Source organism: Pseudanabaena sp. 'Roaring Creek', assembly GCF_001402795.1.
In the GTDB taxonomy this organism is placed as follows: Bacteria; Cyanobacteriota; Cyanobacteriia; order Pseudanabaenales; family Pseudanabaenaceae; genus Pseudanabaena.
Genome location: NZ_LIRE01000729.1, coordinates 1 through 20,461, shown reverse-complemented (window position 1 = coordinate 20,461; position 20,461 = coordinate 1). Strand labels below are relative to the sequence as shown.

The following is a 20,461-nucleotide window of genomic DNA, read 5'->3' as shown; positions in this document are numbered from 1 at the left end:
CCATCGTTCTTCTAAGCAACGCTTCTTGCTCAGGAGTTGGGTAGAATCGATACTTGAATGCTTTTTGCGCCATGCTCACATTATGTCAGATATTATGTAAGATGCCTGAATTAATATAAAACCGTGCTAGAAGCACGGGGTTTTAAACCCAGTTTTCCGATAACAACGTAAGGTTTGCTTGGCACAAAGCCCCAAAGATGTCTAGGGATAGAGAAGGGCGACGCAAAGTGCCGACCTTCTCTATCATTGGAGCTAAATCTTAGTTCCACAAGCCTTGCAAAACTGGGCATCATGGTCGTGCAAAGATAAACCGCAGCGAGTGCAAACAATCTCTTTGAGCAGATCGTTAGGGCGATCGCCTTGATTAGCCGTTTTAACTAAACGCTTAAATAATTCGCCTAGCTGCACGGGAATGAGGGCGATGCCCGTGAGTACCATTAATACCGTCGTCAGTTTCCCCGCCTCCGAATGGGGCATGATATCGCCATAGCCCACAGTAGTCATTGTAAAAATTGAAAAGTAGAACGCATCGAGAAAGTTGTGAAACTTGGGATTGCTCGGATGCTCGATTTGATAAACTAAGCCCGAAAAGACAAACACGATCGCGAATAACGTAAAGATCACCCGCAAGAGAATCGCAATATCTTCATTCTTGTTAGGAAACAGCGATCGCGACTCTACGAGGCGAATCAATCGTAAAATCCGAAACCAACGCAGGAGACGGAGAAAAGCCACATCAATCGCCCCCAAAAAGAAGGGCAAAATCGCCACCAGATCGATGATCGCATAAAGGCTAAATAGATGCTTGAGTTTTTCCTCCGCGCACCAAAGCCGCAAAAAGTACTCCAGTACAAACAGACCTAAAATGATGTCGTCTAGCAGGTTGAGGCGGGTACGGGTAATCTCGCTAATTTCAAAGGTTTGGGCAACAAAACTAGTAGCAGAAGCAAGGACAAGAATCGCGATCGCTATATTAATTGACTTACCAATTGGTGTCGCAAGGTCATCGAGATAAAAGCTAATTTTCTGTCTTAACATAACGACTTAAGTAAGTGGGCTTAACTAAATATAAAACCCTAAAACCTGCGGCGCACGCGCAGCGTGCGCCGCAGGTTTTACACCAAGTTAAGAAATGGCGTAGCCATTTCTTAACTTGGTGTAAAACCCTTACTAGGTTTAGTTTTTAATTGTGAATTGGTTTTTAAAGCTGAAGATGGCGTAGCTATTTTCAGCTTTGGTATAAATCCATTCTCTAATTAAAAACCAAACTCAAAATCTGTGGCGCAGGCGCAGTTTGTGCCATATAGCTGTCGCCAATTGTACTAGGACATAAACCCCAAGAATTGACTGGCGGCGCGAAGCGCCGCCAGTCAATTCTTGGGGTTTGATTTGTCCTGAGTCAAGTGACTGTAGCTATAGGTTTTGGATTTTAAGTAATTCAGCATAACGAGAAGAGCGTACCGCCCACGTAGCGGGCGGTACATTCTTCATGGGCTTCAAGTTTAATCATGCTTAGCTACTTAAAATCGGGATAAGCATAATGTCGCAGTCTCTACTAAAGTTACATTAGCCCTCTTGTAGATTAGATTTTTTTGGTAAAAAGTGGAAATTTTATGTATCAGTAACGGACATGGTGAAGATATCATCGCCGCACGTATCTGCATTGAACTAGAAAAATTGGGATTCTCAGCGATCGCCTTACCCCTTGTTGGTGTAGGACATGCCTATGTTAAGGCAAATATACCAATAGTCGAGCAGTTTACTCAGGCGATGCCATCAGGGGGCTTTGTCAGGATGGATAGCCGTCAACTAGCCCGTGATGTCAAAAGTGGCTTAGTCGGGCTGACCCGTAAACAATTGGGCTATGTGTGGAACTGGTCGCGCGATCGGCGAAGGGGAAAAAGACTGATTTTGGCTGTAGGGGACATTGTGCCACTACTATTTGCTTGGCTACCCTCTAAGTTTGGCGGGTGCGATTTTGCCTTTGTTGCCACGGCAAAGTCAGAATATTATTGGCGCGATCGCAAAAGTGGATTACCCCACGTTAAAAAGCCCTTTGGTGGCTCTATCTTCTTTCCTTGGGAACGCGCTTTAATGAATAGCGATCGCTGTAAAGCGATCTTCGTCCGCGATCGGTTAACTGCGGAAATTTTAAACCGCGATTTTAAGCTGTCTGCCGTTTATTTAGGCAACTCCATGATGGATGGATTGGAGCCTCAGGGCATAGATTTTGGTATCGGGGAAAATGATTGGGCGGTGGCAATTTTACCTGGATCGCGATCGCCTGAAGCCTACGAAAATTGGATGACCTTAATGCTTTGTGCCCAAGTAGTTTCCCGCACAATTCCCCATAACGTGCATTTTCTAGTAGCGATCGCTCCTGATTTAGATCTCGAAATTATCGGACAGAGCATTATCCAAAAAGGGTGGTTGCGGATTGATGAAACCACCTTTAAGGTGCAAAATGCTCGGCTAATTCTTCTGCAAAATGGATTTGGCGATTGTCTCCACCAATGTCATTTAGGCTTAGCCATGGCTGGAACCGCTACTGAACAGATGGTGGGTTTAGGGAAACCTGTAATTACGATCGCTGGTAATGGTCCCCAATTTACGCGCAAATTTGCCGAAGAACAGGCTGATTTATTGGGTTGTTCGATTAATTTGATTGACAAGCCCGCTCAGGTTGCCGATGTGCTTAATGAGATTTTGCAAGATCCCGATTACTTTCAAGAAGTAAGTCGCAATGGGGAAGAACGGATGGGAAAAGCGGGAGCCTCGGCAAACATTGCCAAATATATCGCTGAAAAAATCATTCTTTAAAGATTTTGAGTAAAAGCGTTACTTAACGTCAGTTCGGGTTAAGCCAACCCTTTTTCAAAGCCCGTTTTAAATTATCCCGAACTCACGTTAGGTAGCTACGCCATTTTTTGATTTGGTATAAGTTTATCTGCCTAGTTATAACTATCACCAAATGTACTAGGACATAAACCCCAAGAATTGACTGACGGCGCGAAGCGCCGTCAGTCAATTCTTGGGGTTTGATTTGTCCTAATTTAAGTGACTGTAGCTATAAAGAATAAAGTGAGAGTCTGTAATACCCGTTTCACGGGTATTACAGACTCTGGTGTTGTTAATTTTTATCAGAACAAATCTTTGAAAAAGAGACTTATTTCAGCACGATCCCGCACTTCAAAGAAATCAAGGGGGACAACCCCATCTAAATGACGGCTAACGACATTAAATCCTAGCCTAGCCCGCCGATAGTTCAGCACTAAGGGACTATTAACAGGTAAAGGCGATCGCAACCAAGCATCAAAATTAGGGGCTTGATTCATGCGATCGCTCATGGCTTTGACCGTAAAGACTGATCGCTCATCGGGCAAACTACTGGTCGCAAATACATAGGCTCGTTCTAGTAATTTGTCCCGTAAATTTGGATTTAACCAAGCGGAAATCACCATTTCTAGGGGTGTTTGCGGGTTTTGCTTGACCGCTTGTAAAGCATTGGTATCATTGGCGATCGCATTGGCTAACAGGATTGCCGTTGAATTCCCCGTTTGTTTGAGTTCGTCAACAGCATTGGGATTGCCATTCCACCATCTTAAGGCGGCTAGATTTACGGCTTTGCTGGGACTATTCCGATAAGCATTTTCCAGATTGGCAACTACTTGGGGGTAAAGGGATTGGAAGGCGGGATCTGACCAGATTGGACTGGTAATAAAGCTAGGATCGTTCATAACTTCGGCAACCATCGCGGCGATCGCCTCAGGATTTTTGCCCTGTCGCAACAGACTAATTCCCAACCCAAAGGAAAGCGATCGCTTAGTGGGAACGAGTTCGAGTCCGCGCCGAAAATAGGACTCTGCGGCTTGTACGGCACTTAAAGAATCGGTGGGTGATGTATCGCGGAGACTGAGCCATGCGGCGGCATTATATCCCGCTTCATTATTGGGGTTAATGGCGATCGCAGCTTTAATCCATGCCAAGCCATCCTTTTGCCATGTAGGAGACTGGGGCAGGTTGGGATAACTGATGGCGAGATCCGCCAAATTCCAACCGAGTTGATAGGGATAGTAAGGCTCCCAAGGCGCAAGCTGCTGGGCAAATTTGAGCCGATCTTGGAACTTATCGATCGCCGCGATCGCTTCCGTTATGGTTTCCTGTTTCGCGATGGCTAAGTCATTTCTTGCCCTTGCTAGGTAGATAAAACCCACGCTAGAAGCTTGCCATGCCGTATTGACGGGAACTAGCCAAGCGATCGCGATTATCAAATAGACTGTGGCAAGGATGGACAACCATAAACGAGGTTGCTTTTGATGACCGAGGCTAATTAATTGCCCGCTATGCACTTGTCCAAGATAGGCGAGACTGGCAAAGACGATCACCAAACTGCCGCTAATCGCAGGCACATCAAGCTGATAGTCGGTAATCGCCAGCATTCCATAGCCGATTAAGCTCGCAAACAATCCATAGGCGATCGCCTGTTCTTGAGGATTGGCATTCCAAGTAGGAGATTTGTGTAATTTCACAAATAAACTAGCGATCGCTACCCCAAGCAAAACCACGACAATCACCGCGCCGATGCCGAGTTCTGCCCACAGATGCACGGGCGTACTATGGAGTTGAAATAACAGCTCGGCTTCTCTGCCAGCCCATGACGGACGATATTGCTGATAAAACAGAATCGCCGAACCTGCCCCCGCCCCAAATAACCAATGGTCTAAGCCGATCCGCCAACCCGTATCCGCCGCGATCGCTCTAAAAAATAATTCTCCCGAACCTTGGGCGGGATTGGCAAAACTCGAAACTAATCCTGAAATTAAAGATCGCAACCGATTGTTGGTAGCAATCAACAGTGCGAAGATGGCGATCGCCGCGCCGCCACCCCCGATCGCTAGCCAACGATTGCCCCAACTCTTAAATAAAGCGACCAATATGCCATAGAGAACGATCGCCCCCAAGCCCAAAAAGCCCCCCCGCGAACTGGTGGTATATAAATCGACTAGACCCAAACCGATCCCCACCAACCAGAGCGATCGCCACAGCCCCTTTTGGGCGATCGCCAAGCTTGCCAAAATTGGCAAAACCAACATCAAAAAACCCGCCACATAATTTTGATGCCCCATCGGAGCCCAATTACGCGACTGCAAATCCGAAAAATCGTAACTGAGATTGAGTCCCCATTGATTGAGCTTGGCAAAATTAGCCAACTGGGGCAACCAAGTTTGCGTAGTCCAAAAAACTAAACTTTCAATAATTACCGCAATCCCCAATAAGCCCAGAAATCGTAAAATCGGCAAAAGTTGGGAATCCTTGCTTTCTGATTCTTGGGAAAATACTGCATGGGATTGGGAAGATGCCCCATGCAAAAAATTATTAGTCACGTACAGCGCGATAAAATAGCCAAATGCCGTCAAGCTATACCACATTCCCTGATTGGGAAACTGAGCAAACATCGTCGATAAGCACAATGCGATCGTACTAGCACCAATCGCCCAGTCAAAGCCGCTACCCAATAGATAAAAAGGTTTCTGCCGCCGCCATAAATTTAGCAACCCTGCGATCGCAAAACATAGCAAACCTACTTGCCACAGCATCACCCAAGGGAAGGCAACCATCTGGGTACTACTATCGGGTAATAGCGTAAATAAAATATAAGCAGCAATGCCTAACTGGACGATTAATCGACCTGTACTCATAAAATTTTGGGAATCCAATTTAGCAAAATAATCAGTGACTTGCTCAGTGACTTGCTCAGTGACTTGTTCAGTGACTTGTTCAGTAATTTGCTTAGTGACTTGCTTAGCCAATAAGGTAGGCTCCAATTATCTCAGCATTTTCGGCAAGGAAACCAGATTTAGAGTTTTTCAAGCCTATGCCCCAGAAAACCTTAAAAAGAGATCCTTAAAAAGAGATCCTTAAAAAGAGATATTATGGCGATCGCATATATTTTCGTGAATTATGGATGGGGTTTTATCTTCCTTTGACCGTAGCAAAACACTCGAATATGAATCAATTGCGGCAGAAATGTTTGCTAGTCGCAGCCCTGAAGAGTTATTAAAAATTTTTTTAACTAATTTAGGAGAACAATTAGGTATTAGTCGTGTTGCCATTTATCAATTAACCAATCAAGATGAAGGGCTTGTATTAGTAGAAGCCATTGCCCCCAATATCTCAACTATTAAAAACCAGCCCTATCCTGTTACTTATTTTGGCGTAAGATCTCTTGCCGATTATCCCCAAGATCGTGCAGTGCGGTTGCCAAATGTCGCTCAGACCCAAGCAGTTTTGAGCGTGCATCAACTTTGGCAAAGGACAAAGATAAAAGCGATGATGTCCGCCCCAATTTTATTTGATGCATTGGCAGGAGACAAAAAGATTTGGGGTTTAACGTTTGTCCAACAATGCGATCGCCCAAGGTGCTGGCAACCCCAAGAGGCAATTTTATTGTATGAGTTATCGCAAGTCTTAGGGCAATGTTTACAGTTTTGGGAATTGAGTCTGCGCTCCAATCCAAATTCACCAGCATTGCTCACAAGTATTAATAACTACAACGACGGCTATAACGATGGCAATAGTGACGGTAATAATCGCAAATACGATGCCAATCAGTATACCTACAATAATTACAGCAACTACGATCGCCAAGAGGATGACGATCAAGAAGAATTTATTGCTAGAAGAGTAGAACTATCTCAAGATTTAGAGGTTCCCCCAGCCTCCATAGACCTCTCTACAGATATCATTGCCATGTCCAATAACTTTACGTTATCCGATGATGAAGAGAATGAGATCTTAGAGAGACTGCGCGTTAATGAGAAAAAAACCTCTATTTATCATGCTGTGAATCACGCGATGCAGCAACTTGATCGATCGCTACTCCCTAATTCTGGTCTATACTCTCCCCTTTTTGATACCTTAGCCTTAGATACAGAACAAAATATGTCCTCCATTGACCTAGAATCAATCACCCTTGAGGATGTCTTAGAAAGTTTTAATCAAGAATCAGATAATGATCCATTCCAAGCCAAAGTTGATTATCTGCAAAAAAGAGTTGGGGAATTGATTGAAAGTATGCAACAAAAACTAGAAGAAATTGAATCGCTTCAATGTCAAGTTAAAAACTTAACCGCATCTCAACAGGAATTTCGACGCATATTACTAGATTTGCAATCTGAAAACCTAACCCAAAACATCAAAGATACAATTATCGCCATGTATCAGTCTTTTTTAACTAAGTAGCTAGCATAATTAAAAAACAAAACCAGAGAGTGTACCGCCCGCGTAGCGGGCGGTACACTCTTCTAGGTTTTAAGTTTACTTATGTCTAGCTACTTTTAGCTTCGGGTTACAACTGCCTCAACATGGACAACTTGAGTCGTTACTCCTGCTTCATTCCCCTTGTTTTCGACAGCAGCGATCGCCCAACGCAATGGTTCGCCCTGTTTGGCTAGCTCCTGCTCGATGGTTTGGGCGATCGCTTCTTGATTCTCATTAATCTCAATTTCCGCAGTGATAAAATGGGTAGTCATAGGATTAGATTTATTAATTTAATTAACAGAAATTGTATAGCGTTTCCCTGTCTAGTGAAGTAACGAGTTATTTACCCGCCAAAGGCGGGTAAATAATACCAATTCCCAAAAGTGTGGCTACACTTTTGGGAATTGAAAACCAAATCCAGTAAGGGTTTTAAAATCACAAAATGGCGTAGCCATTTTGTGATTTGGTATAACTCTAGATCGCTCGCTTGCTTGAAAAGCGATATATAAGTAAGTAGCTAAGGAGAGCGTACCGCCCGCGTAGCGGGCGATACGCTCTCCTTAGCGCCCCCCATACCCATACATAGAAGGTCGGTAAAGTTGAGCGAACATCATCATAAATGGCAGTTTTGGATCGATCGCGGTGGCACGTTTACGGATATTGTCGCGCAGCGTCCTAATGGTGAAATCATCATCCATAAGTTACTTTCGGAAAATCCCGATCGCTATGCTGATGCCCCAATCCAAGGGATTCGCGATCTGCTTGGCATTGAACCGAGCGAACCAATTCCCATGCATGATATCGCTGCCATCAAAATGGGGACGACGGTAGCAACGAACGCCCTATTAGAGCGAAAAGGCGATCGCACAGTTTTATTGATCACCAAGGGGTTTCGCGATGCTTTACGCATTGGCTACCAGCATCGCCCCAATATTTTTGCAAGACGGATCGTTTTGCCTGAGATGCTTTACGAGCAGGTAATCGAGGTGGAAGAACGCCATAGCGCCCGTGGAGAAGTCCTCATACCTTTGAATGTAGATTTAGCGATCACCAAATTACAAGAAGCCTATGATTCGGGGATTAGAGCCTGCGCAATCGCCTTAATGCATAGCTATCGTTATTCCCAGCATGAGGAACATTTAGCCGAGATCGCCGCACAAATGGGATTTACCCAAATTTCCGCATCCCATCAAGTTAGTTCACTCATCAAATTTATCAGCCGTGGTGATACCACCGCAGTAGATGCCTATCTATCACCAATTCTGAGACGCTATGTAGATCGGATCGGGGCAGAATTATCAGAATCCTCAGAATTAGAGAATGCGGAACCAAGCAACGCCTCTAAGTTAATGTTCATGCAGTCCAATGGTGGACTGACGAAAGCCCAATCTTTTCAAGGAAAAAACAGTCTGCTTTCGGGACCTGCGGGGGGAATTGTCGGTGCGGTGCAGACTAGTTTGCGTGCAGGTTTTAGCAAAATTATTAGTTTCGATATGGGGGGCACTTCGACGGATGTAGCCCATTACGCAGGGAGCTACGAGCGATCGCTATCCACGGAAGTGGCAGGGGTTCGCCTGAGTACGCCTATGATGTCCATTCATACTGTTGCCGCAGGTGGCGGGTCGTTGCTGGGGTTTGATGGCACCAGATATCGTGTGGGTCCCGAATCCGCAGGAGCCTTTCCGGGTCCTGCCTGTTATCGCAATGGCGGGAAATTAGCCGTAACGGACTGCAATGTGATGTTAGGGAAATTACAGCCCGAGTTTTTCCCCAAGGTATTTGGAAAGAACGGAAACTTGCCCATTGATGGGGAGGTTGTCCGCCAAAAATTTACGGATCTTGCTCTAGAAATCGAACAGGTCACAGGTAGAGCTATTTTACCCGAAGCCGTCGCTCAAGGTTTTTTAGAAATTGCGGTCGAAAAAATGGCGATGGCAATCAAAAAAATATCCGTACAGAGGGGTTACGATGTTTCGGAATATGTGTTGTGTTGCTTTGGTGGAGCGGGCGGACAACATGCCTGCGCGATCGCGGATCTGTTGGGCATGACCCAGATTTTCATTCATCCCTATGCAGGCGTACTATCCGCCTATGGCATCGGGCTAGCCGATATTCGCACGATCCACGATCGCACTGTCGAGTCCGTCCTCAATCTAGAACTATTGCCCGACTTAGCCGCGATCGCCCAAGAATTGAGTCAGCTTGGCAAAACGGAACTTCTACAGGGAGGGGCGATTGATGGCAATTTGACGATGGAAACCAGCTTACGCCTTCGCTATGCGGGTACGGATTCCTTCTTAACTTTAGCGATCGACTTTGCGCAAATATCCTCCGAGAAATCACCCCATGAGGAATCCTCCTGCGAGAGATTATTAAAAAACCTAAAAACCAACTTTGAATCTTTGCATAGGGATCGGTATGGTTTCATTTTTGCGGATAAAGCGCTCATCGTAGAAGCGATCGCCGTTGAGGTGATTATCTCAAGGGATCGGCATCAAGTAAAAAAGAAACAGATCGAACTAGAGCGATTTGAGAAGGGTAAAGCGATCGCCCAAGCAAGAGTGTATATGCAAGACGAATGGCATAATGCTCCCGTATGGCGGCGTGAGGATTTACGAGCAGGCGATCGCATTGCGGGGGCAGCATTGATTATCGATACGACAGGAACTAACGCGATCGAGCCCAACTGGGAAGCGGTATTAACGGCAGATGATTGCCTGATCTTACAGCGATCGCCCCAAAGCCAAAATCCAGTCAGGGAGTATGGAGAAGCCCAAGTTCATCGCGATCGCGTCGAGCGAGAAAATCCCAGAAACATCCTTGCCGATCCCATTAAATTGGAGATATTTAATAATCTATTTCAATCCATTGCCGAACAAATGGGATTCACGCTCCAAAATACTAGCGCCAGTGTGAATATTCGCGAACGTTTGGATTTTTCCTGTGCGATTTTCGATCGCGATGGGGAATTGATCGCCAATGCCCCCCATATTCCCGTCCATCTTGGCTCTATGGGCGAAAGCGTCAAGGCATTAATTCGCGATCGCGATCGCATTAATATCGGTGTCAATGTCGGTGATGTTTTTGCCACCAATAATCCCTATAACGGCGGCACGCACCTGCCCGATATCACGGTGATTACGCCCGTATTTATGACCTCGACCCAGCCGATATTTTATGTGGCTTCGCGGGGACACCATGCGGATATTGGCGGCATTACCCCAGGTTCGATGCCTTCCCATAGTCAGAGCATCGAACAGGAAGGCATTCTATTTGATAATTTCCATCTAGTACGAGAGGGCAAATTGTGCGAAGCGGAAACCCTTGCTCTCCTAGGATCCAGTCCCTATCCAGCCCGCAATCCTTCCCAAAATCTTGCCGATCTCCAAGCCCAAATTGCCGCCAATGAATGTGGTGCTAAGGAACTGCAACGCGCGGTTAATCATTATGGCGCGGCAACTGTGCTTGCCTATATGGGTTACGTGCGCGACAATGCCGAAGAGTCAATTCGCAAAGCGATCGCGCAACTGGCAACAACATGGGGTCAAGATTCCGAACGCAAATTTGTGTATCCGATGGATGATGGTAGTCAGATCTGTCTCTCCGTCAGACTAAATCCGATAGAACGCACCGCCGAAATCGATTTTACAGGCACTTCATCGCAACTTCCGAATAATTTCAATGCTCCCCTCGCCGTTTGTAAGGCAGTAGTTCTATACGTTTTTCGGACTTTAGTGAATGATGAGATTCCCCTTAATGCAGGTTGCCTCGTACCGTTAAAGATTTTTGTGCCAACAGGTTCGATGCTCAATCCCATTTATCCTGCGGCAGTCGTTGCGGGCAATGTCGAAACTTCGCAAGCGATCGCCAATGCTCTCTATGGAGCTTTAGGTATAATGGCAGCTTCCCAAGGCACGATGAATAACTTTACCTTTGGTAGCGATCGCCATCAATATTACGAAACCATCTGCGGTGGATCGGGGGCAGGGATGGATTTCAATGGTACTGACGCAGTCCAGACCCATATGACCAATTCGCGATTGACCGATCCTGAAATTCTCGAATGGCGGTTTCCCGTGCTTTTAGAAGAGTTCGCCATTCGCCCCCATAGTGGCGGTAAGGGCAAATATGGCGGCGGCAATGGCGTTATACGGAAGATTCAGTTTCTCGAACCGATGACCGCTGCGATTTTATCTAGCAGTCGCGTCATTCCGCCCTTTGGATTGCATGGCGGCACTCCTGCCGCCACTGGAGAGAACTATGTCATTAGGAACAATGGCTCAATCCTTAAATTACCAAGCACCGCTACGGTACAAATGGAAGCTGGTGATACCTTCGCGATCGCCACTCCTGGAGGTGGAGGCTATGGTGAAATGTAAATAAAAGTCCCTACTTAGAGCTAACTTTTATTTTTCAGTCATAATGAAGGCGATTCCTAATTTTTGCCTTGGAGCGATCGCCCATGCCAGTTGAACCCGTGCAATATTTGCGCCTCGATCTGGAAATTTTGGTTCCCTATGCTGTCGTTCTCCAAGGCTTAGATGCTTGGTTTGAGTGGGAACTAATTTCAGAAATAGATTTTAAATGGCGGAATAATCGCAAATTGGGCAACCGCTTGACCGTTGTGGCTGTCCAAAATGAAGCGATTCTCCAAGGGCTAGATCTTTGGCTGGAGTTAGGACTAATTAAAGAAGAGGCTGTAAGGCTAATTGGTTCGACTCGGCTTGTCTGTGAAATTAAAGGCGAAATCAAAGGCGAAATCAAATCGGAATCGTCCCTCCTCGCAAGCACAAGTGCCAAAACTCCCCTGACTAGAGCGAATTTGCCTCCAGCAAATAGGGTGGGTTCGCAAGTTCGTCGATCGCCTACTTCGCCCAGCCCCGTAACTCCGAAAGCAATTCCTGCCAAAAGTCCCGTGCCGAGTAAGGTCGCCCAAACGGTGCAATCGCTATTGTCGGAATTCAGCACGATGTGGCTGCTGTTTTTGGGCGTGTTTATGGTGGTGGTTTCGTCTGGATTGCTGGCGGCGAGTCAGTGGCAGAACTTTTCGGCAGAGACTCAATATTTGTTGCTGTTAAGCTATACATTGGGCTTTTTTGGCGTGAGTTTCTGGACGAGCAAAAACGATCGCTTGCGCCTGACGACTAGAGCCTTGCAATTGGTGACCTTACTCCTCGTCCCAGCTAATTTCTGGGCTATGGATGGTTTGGGAATTTTAAAAAATCCGATGGGCATAGGATTGGGCGCGATCGCAGGTTGCCTACTTTCAGGGATTGCTATCTTTTTATTACAAACATCCTTTGTATTTCGGAATGCTCAAGGCGCAAATCTCAATTCACAGCTTAATAAATCCTCAAAGCAACTTAGTCAACTCTCGATTTTGGCGATTCTCTTACTTAGTTGGTTGCATCTTGGCTGGTTTCTATCGGCATACTATCCATTAATCGCCGTTTATCTAGGCATTGGAGCGATCAGCATTTCTACCTTTCTCAACCGCCGCCGAGGTTTAAATACCGCCGACAGCTCGACATTTCCCCTAGCTTTAATCGCAGGAGCTTACAGCACAGTCTTGCTCGTCAGTCGAGCGCTCTTATTTGGGAATGTTTCTATTTTTAAATTGGGCTTAGCGTTTGGAGTCTGTGGCTGGATTTTGGTACAGATTGCCCGTAAATCCGAGAAATTACGATCGCCCACCACATCTTCCACCCAAGTGACGACAGAATCCTCAGCCATAAATTTTCAGGCTAATCTAGGGAAAATATTGCTGGGTTTAGGTTGGCTGGTATCGGTCTGGGATCGTTATCCTTGGCAGACTTTTGCGATTAGTTTGTTAATTGCTTGGCTACTCTGCGATCGCCTCGGCAAACTCGAGAAACCTCTCGATCTGACCTATTTATTCTTTTGGGGTTTGCAACTTCTGTGGTTAGGGCAACGTTTAATACCTGAAGGATGGCAAGCCAATACAACCCAGCAGTTATTGAGCTTCTTGCAAACGAAATCCGAAATTAATTTATTTGGGATTGTATTGTTTCCCTATCTAATGCTTGCCCTAGTTGTAGCTGCAATTTATCGCGATCGCCAAAAGTATTCCTTAGCAATCAGAAGTGAGGTTCTTGCCCTCGGTTTTGGATTTCTGCTGACTTCCCTTAGCTTTGGCTCCGTCCTAACCCTATTCATGAATTTATCCCTGTCAGCAGTGACGCTGTTAATCATTCAAGCCAAGCGATCGCCTCAGAGCAAAGACTTAGAGAGTTTGGTTTACTTCGCCCATATCATTACCCTTTGTGCGATCGTCGCAGGGCTTTACTTTTTTACCCATACTAGTTCGATCTTTATATGGGCGGGCTTCCTTTTAGGCGCAATGCTGATGGAATGGATCGCCGTTCTCGTCATTGGCAAACTCACTTCTCGCGCTCTATTGGGAGCAACGCATTGGCAAGCGTGGCGAGATAGTTCTTGGCATATTGGGGCAAGTTTAGCAGCTCTCAGTTATATCTTGCTCAGCAATGCCCCATTTACGGGACGGGGTGACAATAGTGCCTTACTGTTTCTCACCAGTTATTGGGGCTTGGGCTGGATGATTGTGCCTTTATCGCTCACTTTTTTAGGTACTTGGCGCGAATTTGCCGATCGCGATTTGGCGATCAGATTGAGCATCGCAGGACTAGCGATCGCCCAGTTTTTAACATGGCAGGGCGACCTACCAAGGCTGATGGGGTTAGGGATTGCCTTTGCTTTAATGTTAGTCAATACTCGTCGTAGCAAATTGTTTCTAACCGCCTTTAATACCGTCGGTTATGGCTTGCTTTTTATTGCTTTTTTGCTCTGGCAATTCAAGTCTGGTGATGGCAAGATCGCCCAATTTACGTTTTGGACTAATGGCATGATTTTCAGTGCCATCCTGCTATACGTTCTCAATCACTGGCTTAAATATCGCCGCGAGCGACAGGTCGCCAATCTCAATTTGTCCTTAAATCAGTCCTATGCGCGAGCCTTTGATGCTTGGGCAGCCATACTTTCCACATCATTACTGATTTTGCAAACCTCCCTTGCCGCCCTTGTATTCGCCTTCCATCAAGATGCCCATCTATTTATCAATCTCTTACCCAGTACAATCTTGGTAACACTGGGGCTAGGCTATCGCCTATGGCAAGAAACAGGAAGCTCTCCCCTTTGGGTGGAATGGGGCATCGCTTGGGGGATCGAGATCCTCACCTCAGGCGCAATCGCCGTTACCAAAGGTTCTGCCTTTGAATTAGCGATCGCCAATATCGTTTTGGGCTTTGCGGCACAATTGCTAGGCGATCTATGGATGCAAAGGAACGGTCAAAAGAACTATCCCCGCAGTTGGGATCTGATTCCTTTAATTTACGGCGTAATGGGATCGCTCCTGAGAATTGGCAGTTTTAGTGGGCTTACGGGTTTATTTTCCCTCAGCACTTCTTTGATCGGCATTGGTATCGGACGTAGAGCATCCCCATCGAATCCCCTATTTAAAACCCTTACCTATCTCTCTATGGTCGTAGCGACCTTCTCGTTCTACGAGCTGCTTTTCTATCAGCTAGTCGCCAATGCTAAGGGTGGTAACCTTGGCGATGGTTTAGTCATTCTCGCCTTACTGGGTTGTGCGATCGCCTATGCCTACAAGATCTTTGCACGATGGCTCGTTCCCTATTTAAAACTCTCAATTCGGGAAATTGGCATTTCCGCCCACTTGCACTGGATGGCAAGCACGATCTTGCTCTCATCGGGCATTGCATTTAATCCATCAATTTCAGGTGGCACGCTTGGTAGTGGGATCGCGATCGCTCTCGCCGCCTATGCGATCGCTCAGGCTAAGGACTTGACAAGCTCCACAGCCGATCGTCAAGAAGATCTTTGGGTCTATGCAGGGATAACCGTTGCGCTCGGAGCGATCGCCTATGCCATCTTCTTCGCCTTCCCCAGTCCTTGGACGATCGAGAATTTAATTCAACCCTACTCGGCTGCGATCGCCTGTATCCTCGCCGCGATCTTATATTTTCTCCCTTGGGAGTCATGGGGCTGGGCTGAAATACCTTGGCACAATTCAGCTTTTGCCTTGCCGTTGATTTTTACATTCATTACTAGTAATACGATCGCCATGCCTTGCTTGCTAGTCGTGGGCTTGTTCTATATTATCTATGCCAAAATTCGAGAACAAATTCGGATTACCTACATTACAGTTCTGTTATGGGATTGGGTAATTTTGCGGAATGCAAGTCCTCACCTCTATGAATTTTCGAGCTTCCAGTTTTTGATTAATGTCTGCGCGATCGGCTTTTCTGGTCTGTACTTCGCCCAAGTGGAACCCAATCTGCGATCGCCTCTCACCAAAACCTTGCGTCATGGGATGCGACTTCTACTTGGAGGCGCGATCGGGCTAGTCGCCTTTTTTTATTCCTTCTCAAATCCTACTATTGCCTTATCAACTTGGGGTTTGAGTTTTGTCTTCATCGTCGCAGGGCTAGCTTTACGCGTCCGCGCTTATCTGTTTATCGGAACGCTTACCTTTATTTTGCTAGTAATTACCCAAGCTGTGATTTTAGTAACCCAATATTCCTTCTTGATGTGGGCGCTAGGAATCGTCGCAGGAATTGGCTTTATTTTGATTGCGGCAAATTTTGAAGTCCGACGCGATCGCATTTTCGCTCTATTTCGCAACGTGGCAATCGAGCTTGAGACTTGGGAATGATATCAATGATTCGCTCGGTAAGATAAAGTTCCATTATTGCCATCCAGTTCGGCAATACAGCCCACGGGCAAGGGAGCATTTTCACCATCGTGACCGAAGGGTAAGTTCATCACGATCGGAATTCCCAGATCGGACAGGCGATCGCGCCATACTTCTTCCATCGTCAAACTCGGAGTAGATACCTCCGCTTGACTAAAACGTCCGATCGCCATTCCCTTAAGTTTGCGTAGAAGCCCCGTCCAACGCCAATGGGTTAACATCCGATCGACGCGATAGGGGGCTTCCGCCACATCCTCGATCGCTAAAATAACATTTTCGAGATCGGGACAGTTTTCCGTATTAATGATATTAGTTGCGAGGGTGAGATTGGCAGGCAAAAGTACGCCCGTTACCTTACCAGTTCTTAAGCCCACTCCCGTCAAGGTAATCGCATCGATCTTTCCTTCTAACCAATCAAATAACTGCTGTTGCGATCGCGCGGGTTCGTTTCCTAAAGTCGTGAGTACGGGAGCGTGTAATCCACCAATACCTTTATGCTTGGCAATTGCCCACAGCAGCGCCGTAATATCGGAGAAACCTATTAACCATTTAGGGCGATCGCTTAATTCTTGCCAAGCTAATTTTTCGAGCAATCGCATCGAGCCATAGCCTCCCCGCGCACAGGCGATCGCCACGCATTCGGGATCGTTCCATGCCTCGACAAATTGCTGACAGCGCTCCTCGTCGGTTCCCGCCAGATATCCCCAAGGTTGACTGAGCCGATCGGGAATCGTTATTTCGTAACCGCGATCGCGCCATACCTTTACCCCTTGCTCAAAACGTTCCCATTCGCGCAATGCCCCACTGGGAGCGATCGCACGGATTTTTTGCGATCGTGAAATAATTGGCGGAAATTCAACTGGCTGCATCTTGATTTTTTACGAACAGAATCCTCACAATTTTAGAATGTATGGCAAGCCTCTTCGCACCCCAGCTAAAACCAAAAAGAGAAATGCGCTGCTTCGCGGCGCATTTCTCTTTTTGGTTTTAGCTGGGGTGCAAGGCAATATAAACTAAAACATAAGCAATCAATTGCTGCATCCTACGTCAATACTGGTATATGAGAAAGCTACTAAAGGGTTTACATAAGTTTCAATCGTCCTATTTTCCTGCCAATCAAGAGATTTTCGAGCAGCTCGCTGACGGACAAAAACCGCGCGTATTATTTATTACCTGCTCGGATTCGCGGATCGTACCGCATCTCATTACCCAGTCAGGGGTCGGCGAGCTATTTGTAATTCGTAATGCGGGGAATTTAGTCCCCCCCTTTGGTGCGGCAAATGGCGGTGAAGGTGCAGCGATCGAATATGCCATTCACGCTCTCGGTATCGAGCAAGTAATTATCTGCGGTCATTCCAATTGCGGCGCGATGAAAGGCTTGCTAAAACTGGAAAAACTCAGAACCGAGATGCCCTTGGTCTATGAATGGTTGCAACATGCGGAATCCACTCGCCGCTTGATTCAAGAAAACTATGCCGAAACTAAGGGGGAAGAACTTTTAGCAATTACGATGGCGGAGAATGTGGTTACCCAGATCGAAAACCTCAAAACCTATCCTGTCATCCGCTCTAAGTTACATCAAAACAAAATGTCAATTTACGGCTGGATCTACGATATCGAAACGGGTGAAGTCTTGGCGTACAATCCAGATACCGATGATTTTGAAGTTCCTCAAACCCTGTTAGCGTCTGCAAGCAACGAACATTTTGTGCATACCGATGCTCCGCCCATTCCCTCCGCCTATCAGAACAATCCCTCTGTCCAACCAAAAAATTCAGGCAATTTACCCTCATGGTTGCCCTTCGAGCAAGCTGATCGCATCTATCGTGGTTCTGCTCGATAAATACGAAAGCAATAAAAATAACACGAAATTAATACCAATTCACTGAGATGTTGAATCACTTCAGTGAATCAAAGACCAAATCCAGTAAGGGTTTTCAAAGCTCAAAATGGCTACGCCATTTTGAGCTTTGGTATTAGCTGAGCTGCTAATTATAAAGCGTTGTATTCTGCTACTTTCTAGTCGGCATTTTTTAAAATTGCTTCTAATAAATTAGGGAATCTAGCATCTAAATCTTCGCGTCGCAAAGAATTGTAATGCTGCGTTCCCATTAGCCGCGTGTGCATGATGCCCATATCACGCAACACTTTAAAATGATGGGACTGCGTAGATTTACTGAGAGTCAAACAGAATTCCCCACAGGTAATCTCTTGATTTGCTGCTAACATTTTGACAATTTGTAGGCGCGTAGGATCGCTAAGCCCGTAAAGTACCCCCGTTAGAGAGATATGTTCGCGATCGGGATGTTGATATTGACGCATTCCAAACTGTTAATTACCAATAAGTGAATAGAAAAGGTATCGCAACCGTTCCCTTAATTATCGCACATTATGATATTTAATTCTATTGTTCGCGTATGACCAAATTATAGCTGCTGCCAGTCTTGCTAGAACAGAATTAAAACCGCAAAATAGTGTTGCCTTGCTCCGCACGGCAACACTATTTTGCGGTTTATGCCCTCGGTAACGCTTTCGCTGCTATAGTTACAGTCACTTGAATTAGGACAAATCAAAACCCAAGAATTAATTGGCGGCGCGAAGCGCCGCCAATTAATTCTTGGGTTTTATGTTCTAGTAAGCTTGGCGACAGCTATATATAGCAGTACTAAATGAGTTGTGGAAAAAAGCCATACTTAAAAATCTTCCCCATCATGGGCTATTGCACAAATTTCTGTTATTCGCATATGATCGAACAATAGAAACATATATCCTCTTAAACTTGGCGTTAATTTATGAGTGTCAATCTTCTATCCACGGTCAAGCTTGGACGTTATACCTTACCAAATCGAATTGTAATGGCTCCTCTCACCCGCAATCGTGCTGCTGCGGGAAATGTTCCAACGACTTTAAATGCCTTGCACTACGAGCAAAGATCGTCAGCAGGTTTATTGATCACAGAAGCCTCGCAAATTTCCCCACAAGGTTTAGGCTATCCCAATACCCCAGGCATTTATTCCTCCGAACAGGTAGAAGGTTGGCGCTTGGTGACCAATGCAGTTCATGAGAAAGGGGGGAAAATATTTTTGCAACTATGGCATGTCGGCAGAATTTCCCATCCAGATCTGCAACCTAATGGAGAGCTACCCGTTGCACCATCAGCGATCGCTCCTGAAGGTGAGGTTGCAACCTATACAGGTATGAAGCCTTACGTCACGCCTCGCGCTCTGGAACTAGAGGAAATCCCTCAGATCGTTGAGCAATATCGCCTTGGAGCCAAAAATGCCCTCGAAGCTGGCTTTGATGGCGTGGAAATCCACAGTGCCAATGGGTACCTTTTAGATCAGTTCTTACAGGACAATACCAATCATCGCACTGACATCTATGGTGGATCTTTAGAGAATCGTGCCCGTCTCCTATTAGAGGTAACAGCAGCCGTAGTGGATGTCTGGGGTAGCGATCGCGTTGGCGTGAGACTCTCCCCTAGCGGCATATTTAATAGCATGTACGATTCCAATCGAGCCGCTATTTTTGGGTATGCTGCCAAGGAACTGAATCGTTTTAATCTTGCCTATCTCCATTTAGTTGCCCCCAGAGTTGAAGGATTCGGATCTGCTGAAGATCAGCCCGATCTAGATGCAGCTTTCTTCCGTCAAATTTATAATGGAACAATTATTACGGCGGGTGGATATAATTTTGAGACTGGTAATGAGGCGATCGCTTCTGGCTCAGCCGACCTCGTTGCCTTTGGTCGTCTTTATATCGCCAATCCCGATCTGGTGGAACGCTTTGCGGCAAATGCACCATTAAACAAACCCGATCGCAATACATTCTATGGTGGAGATGCCAAAGGTTATACTGATTATCCCACCATGTAATTTTCTTGGCGGCATAATTTTCTATTCCCTTTCCTAGCAATCCCCCAGCAATTTTTGATCGAAAAGATTTTTTGAAAATGTTGCTTTGCTACACTTTCAAAAAATCTTTCATAGTAAAGTAAGCTTTGCTTAGGAGATAAAAACCTAAAGATGAGTGGCGGCATTAGTACCGCCACTCATCTTTAGGTTTTTATCTCCTCGCTATCTTTTATACCAATGCACGAAAGTGCTGCCACACTTTTGTGCATTAAAAACTAAACCTAGTAAGGCTTTTGCGGATAGAAATGTTCCGCCCATTTATCTAGCTTTGACTCCGCTCAGCTAACGTTGGCTCAGCAAAGTCGAAGCCATAGGTACTTCTAAGGGTTCTCAAGTTAAGAAATGGCATAGCCATTTCTTAACTTGGTATAGCTATAGCCAAATAAGTTAAGACATAAAACCCAGAAGAGTGTTGCGGCACTTCGCGCCGCAACACTCTTCTGGGTTTTGTTTTTGTCCTAACATAACTGGCTGCTGCTATATTATTTTGCTATAGCTGTCTTCACTTGCGTTAGGACAAAATCAAAATCCCAAA

Annotated in this window: 12 protein-coding genes; 6 read left to right on the top strand and 6 right to left on the bottom strand. The window is 45.8% G+C overall.

Features of this window, described 5'->3' with window-relative positions; all coding sequences use genetic code 11:
• The coding region (locus AC805_RS24990; protein ID WP_156341524.1) for a helix-turn-helix domain-containing protein at positions 1-73 on the bottom strand (73 nt) is incomplete at its 3' end.
• 179 nt (positions 74-252) lie between these two features.
• Positions 253-1,038, bottom strand: a complete 786-nt coding sequence (locus AC805_RS21475) for an ion transporter (protein WP_055077298.1) — start codon at positions 1,036-1,038, stop codon at positions 253-255.
• Between the two features lie 564 nt (positions 1,039-1,602).
• Between AC805_RS21475 and AC805_RS21470 the strand changes: the two genes are divergently transcribed.
• Complete coding sequence (locus AC805_RS21470; RefSeq protein ID WP_055077297.1) at positions 1,603-2,820, top strand: lipid-A-disaccharide synthase-related protein; 1,218 nt, start codon at positions 1,603-1,605, stop codon at positions 2,818-2,820.
• Positions 2,821-3,140: 320 nt separating this feature from the next.
• Here AC805_RS21470 and AC805_RS21465 read toward each other — a convergent pair whose 3' ends face one another.
• Positions 3,141-5,810, bottom strand: coding sequence for an O-antigen ligase family protein (locus AC805_RS21465; RefSeq protein WP_156341523.1), 2,670 nt, complete (start codon positions 5,808-5,810; stop codon positions 3,141-3,143).
• A 151-nt stretch (positions 5,811-5,961) separates the two neighbouring features.
• Between AC805_RS21465 and AC805_RS21460 the strand changes: the two genes are divergently transcribed.
• Complete coding sequence (locus tag AC805_RS21460; RefSeq protein ID WP_055077295.1) at positions 5,962-7,242, top strand: GAF domain-containing protein; 1,281 nt, start codon at positions 5,962-5,964, stop codon at positions 7,240-7,242.
• A 95-nt stretch (positions 7,243-7,337) separates the two neighbouring features.
• Here AC805_RS21460 and AC805_RS21455 read toward each other — a convergent pair whose 3' ends face one another.
• Positions 7,338-7,532, bottom strand: coding sequence for a hypothetical protein (locus tag AC805_RS21455; RefSeq protein ID WP_055077294.1), 195 nt, complete (start codon positions 7,530-7,532; stop codon positions 7,338-7,340).
• Positions 7,533-7,859: 327 nt separating this feature from the next.
• Here AC805_RS21455 and AC805_RS21450 point away from each other — a divergent pair, with 327 nt between their 5' ends.
• A complete protein-coding gene (locus tag AC805_RS21450; protein ID WP_055077293.1) occupies positions 7,860-11,639 on the top strand; it encodes a hydantoinase B/oxoprolinase family protein in 3,780 nt (1,259 codons plus the stop codon).
• Positions 11,640-11,722: 83 nt separating this feature from the next.
• Entirely contained in the window at positions 11,723-15,973 is a 4,251-nt protein-coding gene (locus AC805_RS21445) for a hypothetical protein (protein WP_055077292.1), read from the top strand.
• A 2-nt stretch (positions 15,974-15,975) separates the two neighbouring features.
• Here AC805_RS21445 and AC805_RS21440 read toward each other — a convergent pair whose 3' ends face one another.
• Positions 15,976-16,881, bottom strand: a complete 906-nt coding sequence (locus AC805_RS21440; RefSeq protein ID WP_055077291.1) for an LD-carboxypeptidase — start codon at positions 16,879-16,881, stop codon at positions 15,976-15,978.
• A gap of 191 nt (positions 16,882-17,072) precedes the next feature.
• Between AC805_RS21440 and AC805_RS21435 the strand changes: the two genes are divergently transcribed.
• Positions 17,073-17,855 carry a carbonic anhydrase gene (locus tag AC805_RS21435; RefSeq protein WP_055077290.1) on the top strand — a complete coding sequence of 261 codons (783 nt, stop codon included), beginning with the start codon at positions 17,073-17,075 and terminating at the stop codon, positions 17,853-17,855.
• A gap of 176 nt (positions 17,856-18,031) precedes the next feature.
• On the opposite strand, the gene AC805_RS21430 is transcribed toward AC805_RS21435, so the two are convergent.
• Entirely contained in the window at positions 18,032-18,334 is a 303-nt protein-coding gene (locus AC805_RS21430; RefSeq protein ID WP_055077289.1) for a helix-turn-helix transcriptional regulator, read from the bottom strand.
• Positions 18,335-18,804: 470 nt separating this feature from the next.
• Here AC805_RS21430 and AC805_RS21425 point away from each other — a divergent pair, with 470 nt between their 5' ends.
• The gene (locus AC805_RS21425) at positions 18,805-19,887 is read left to right on the top strand and encodes an alkene reductase (protein WP_055077288.1); all 1,083 of its coding nucleotides are present in this window, start codon (positions 18,805-18,807) and stop codon (positions 19,885-19,887) included.
• The last annotated feature ends 574 nt before the right edge of the window (positions 19,888-20,461 follow it).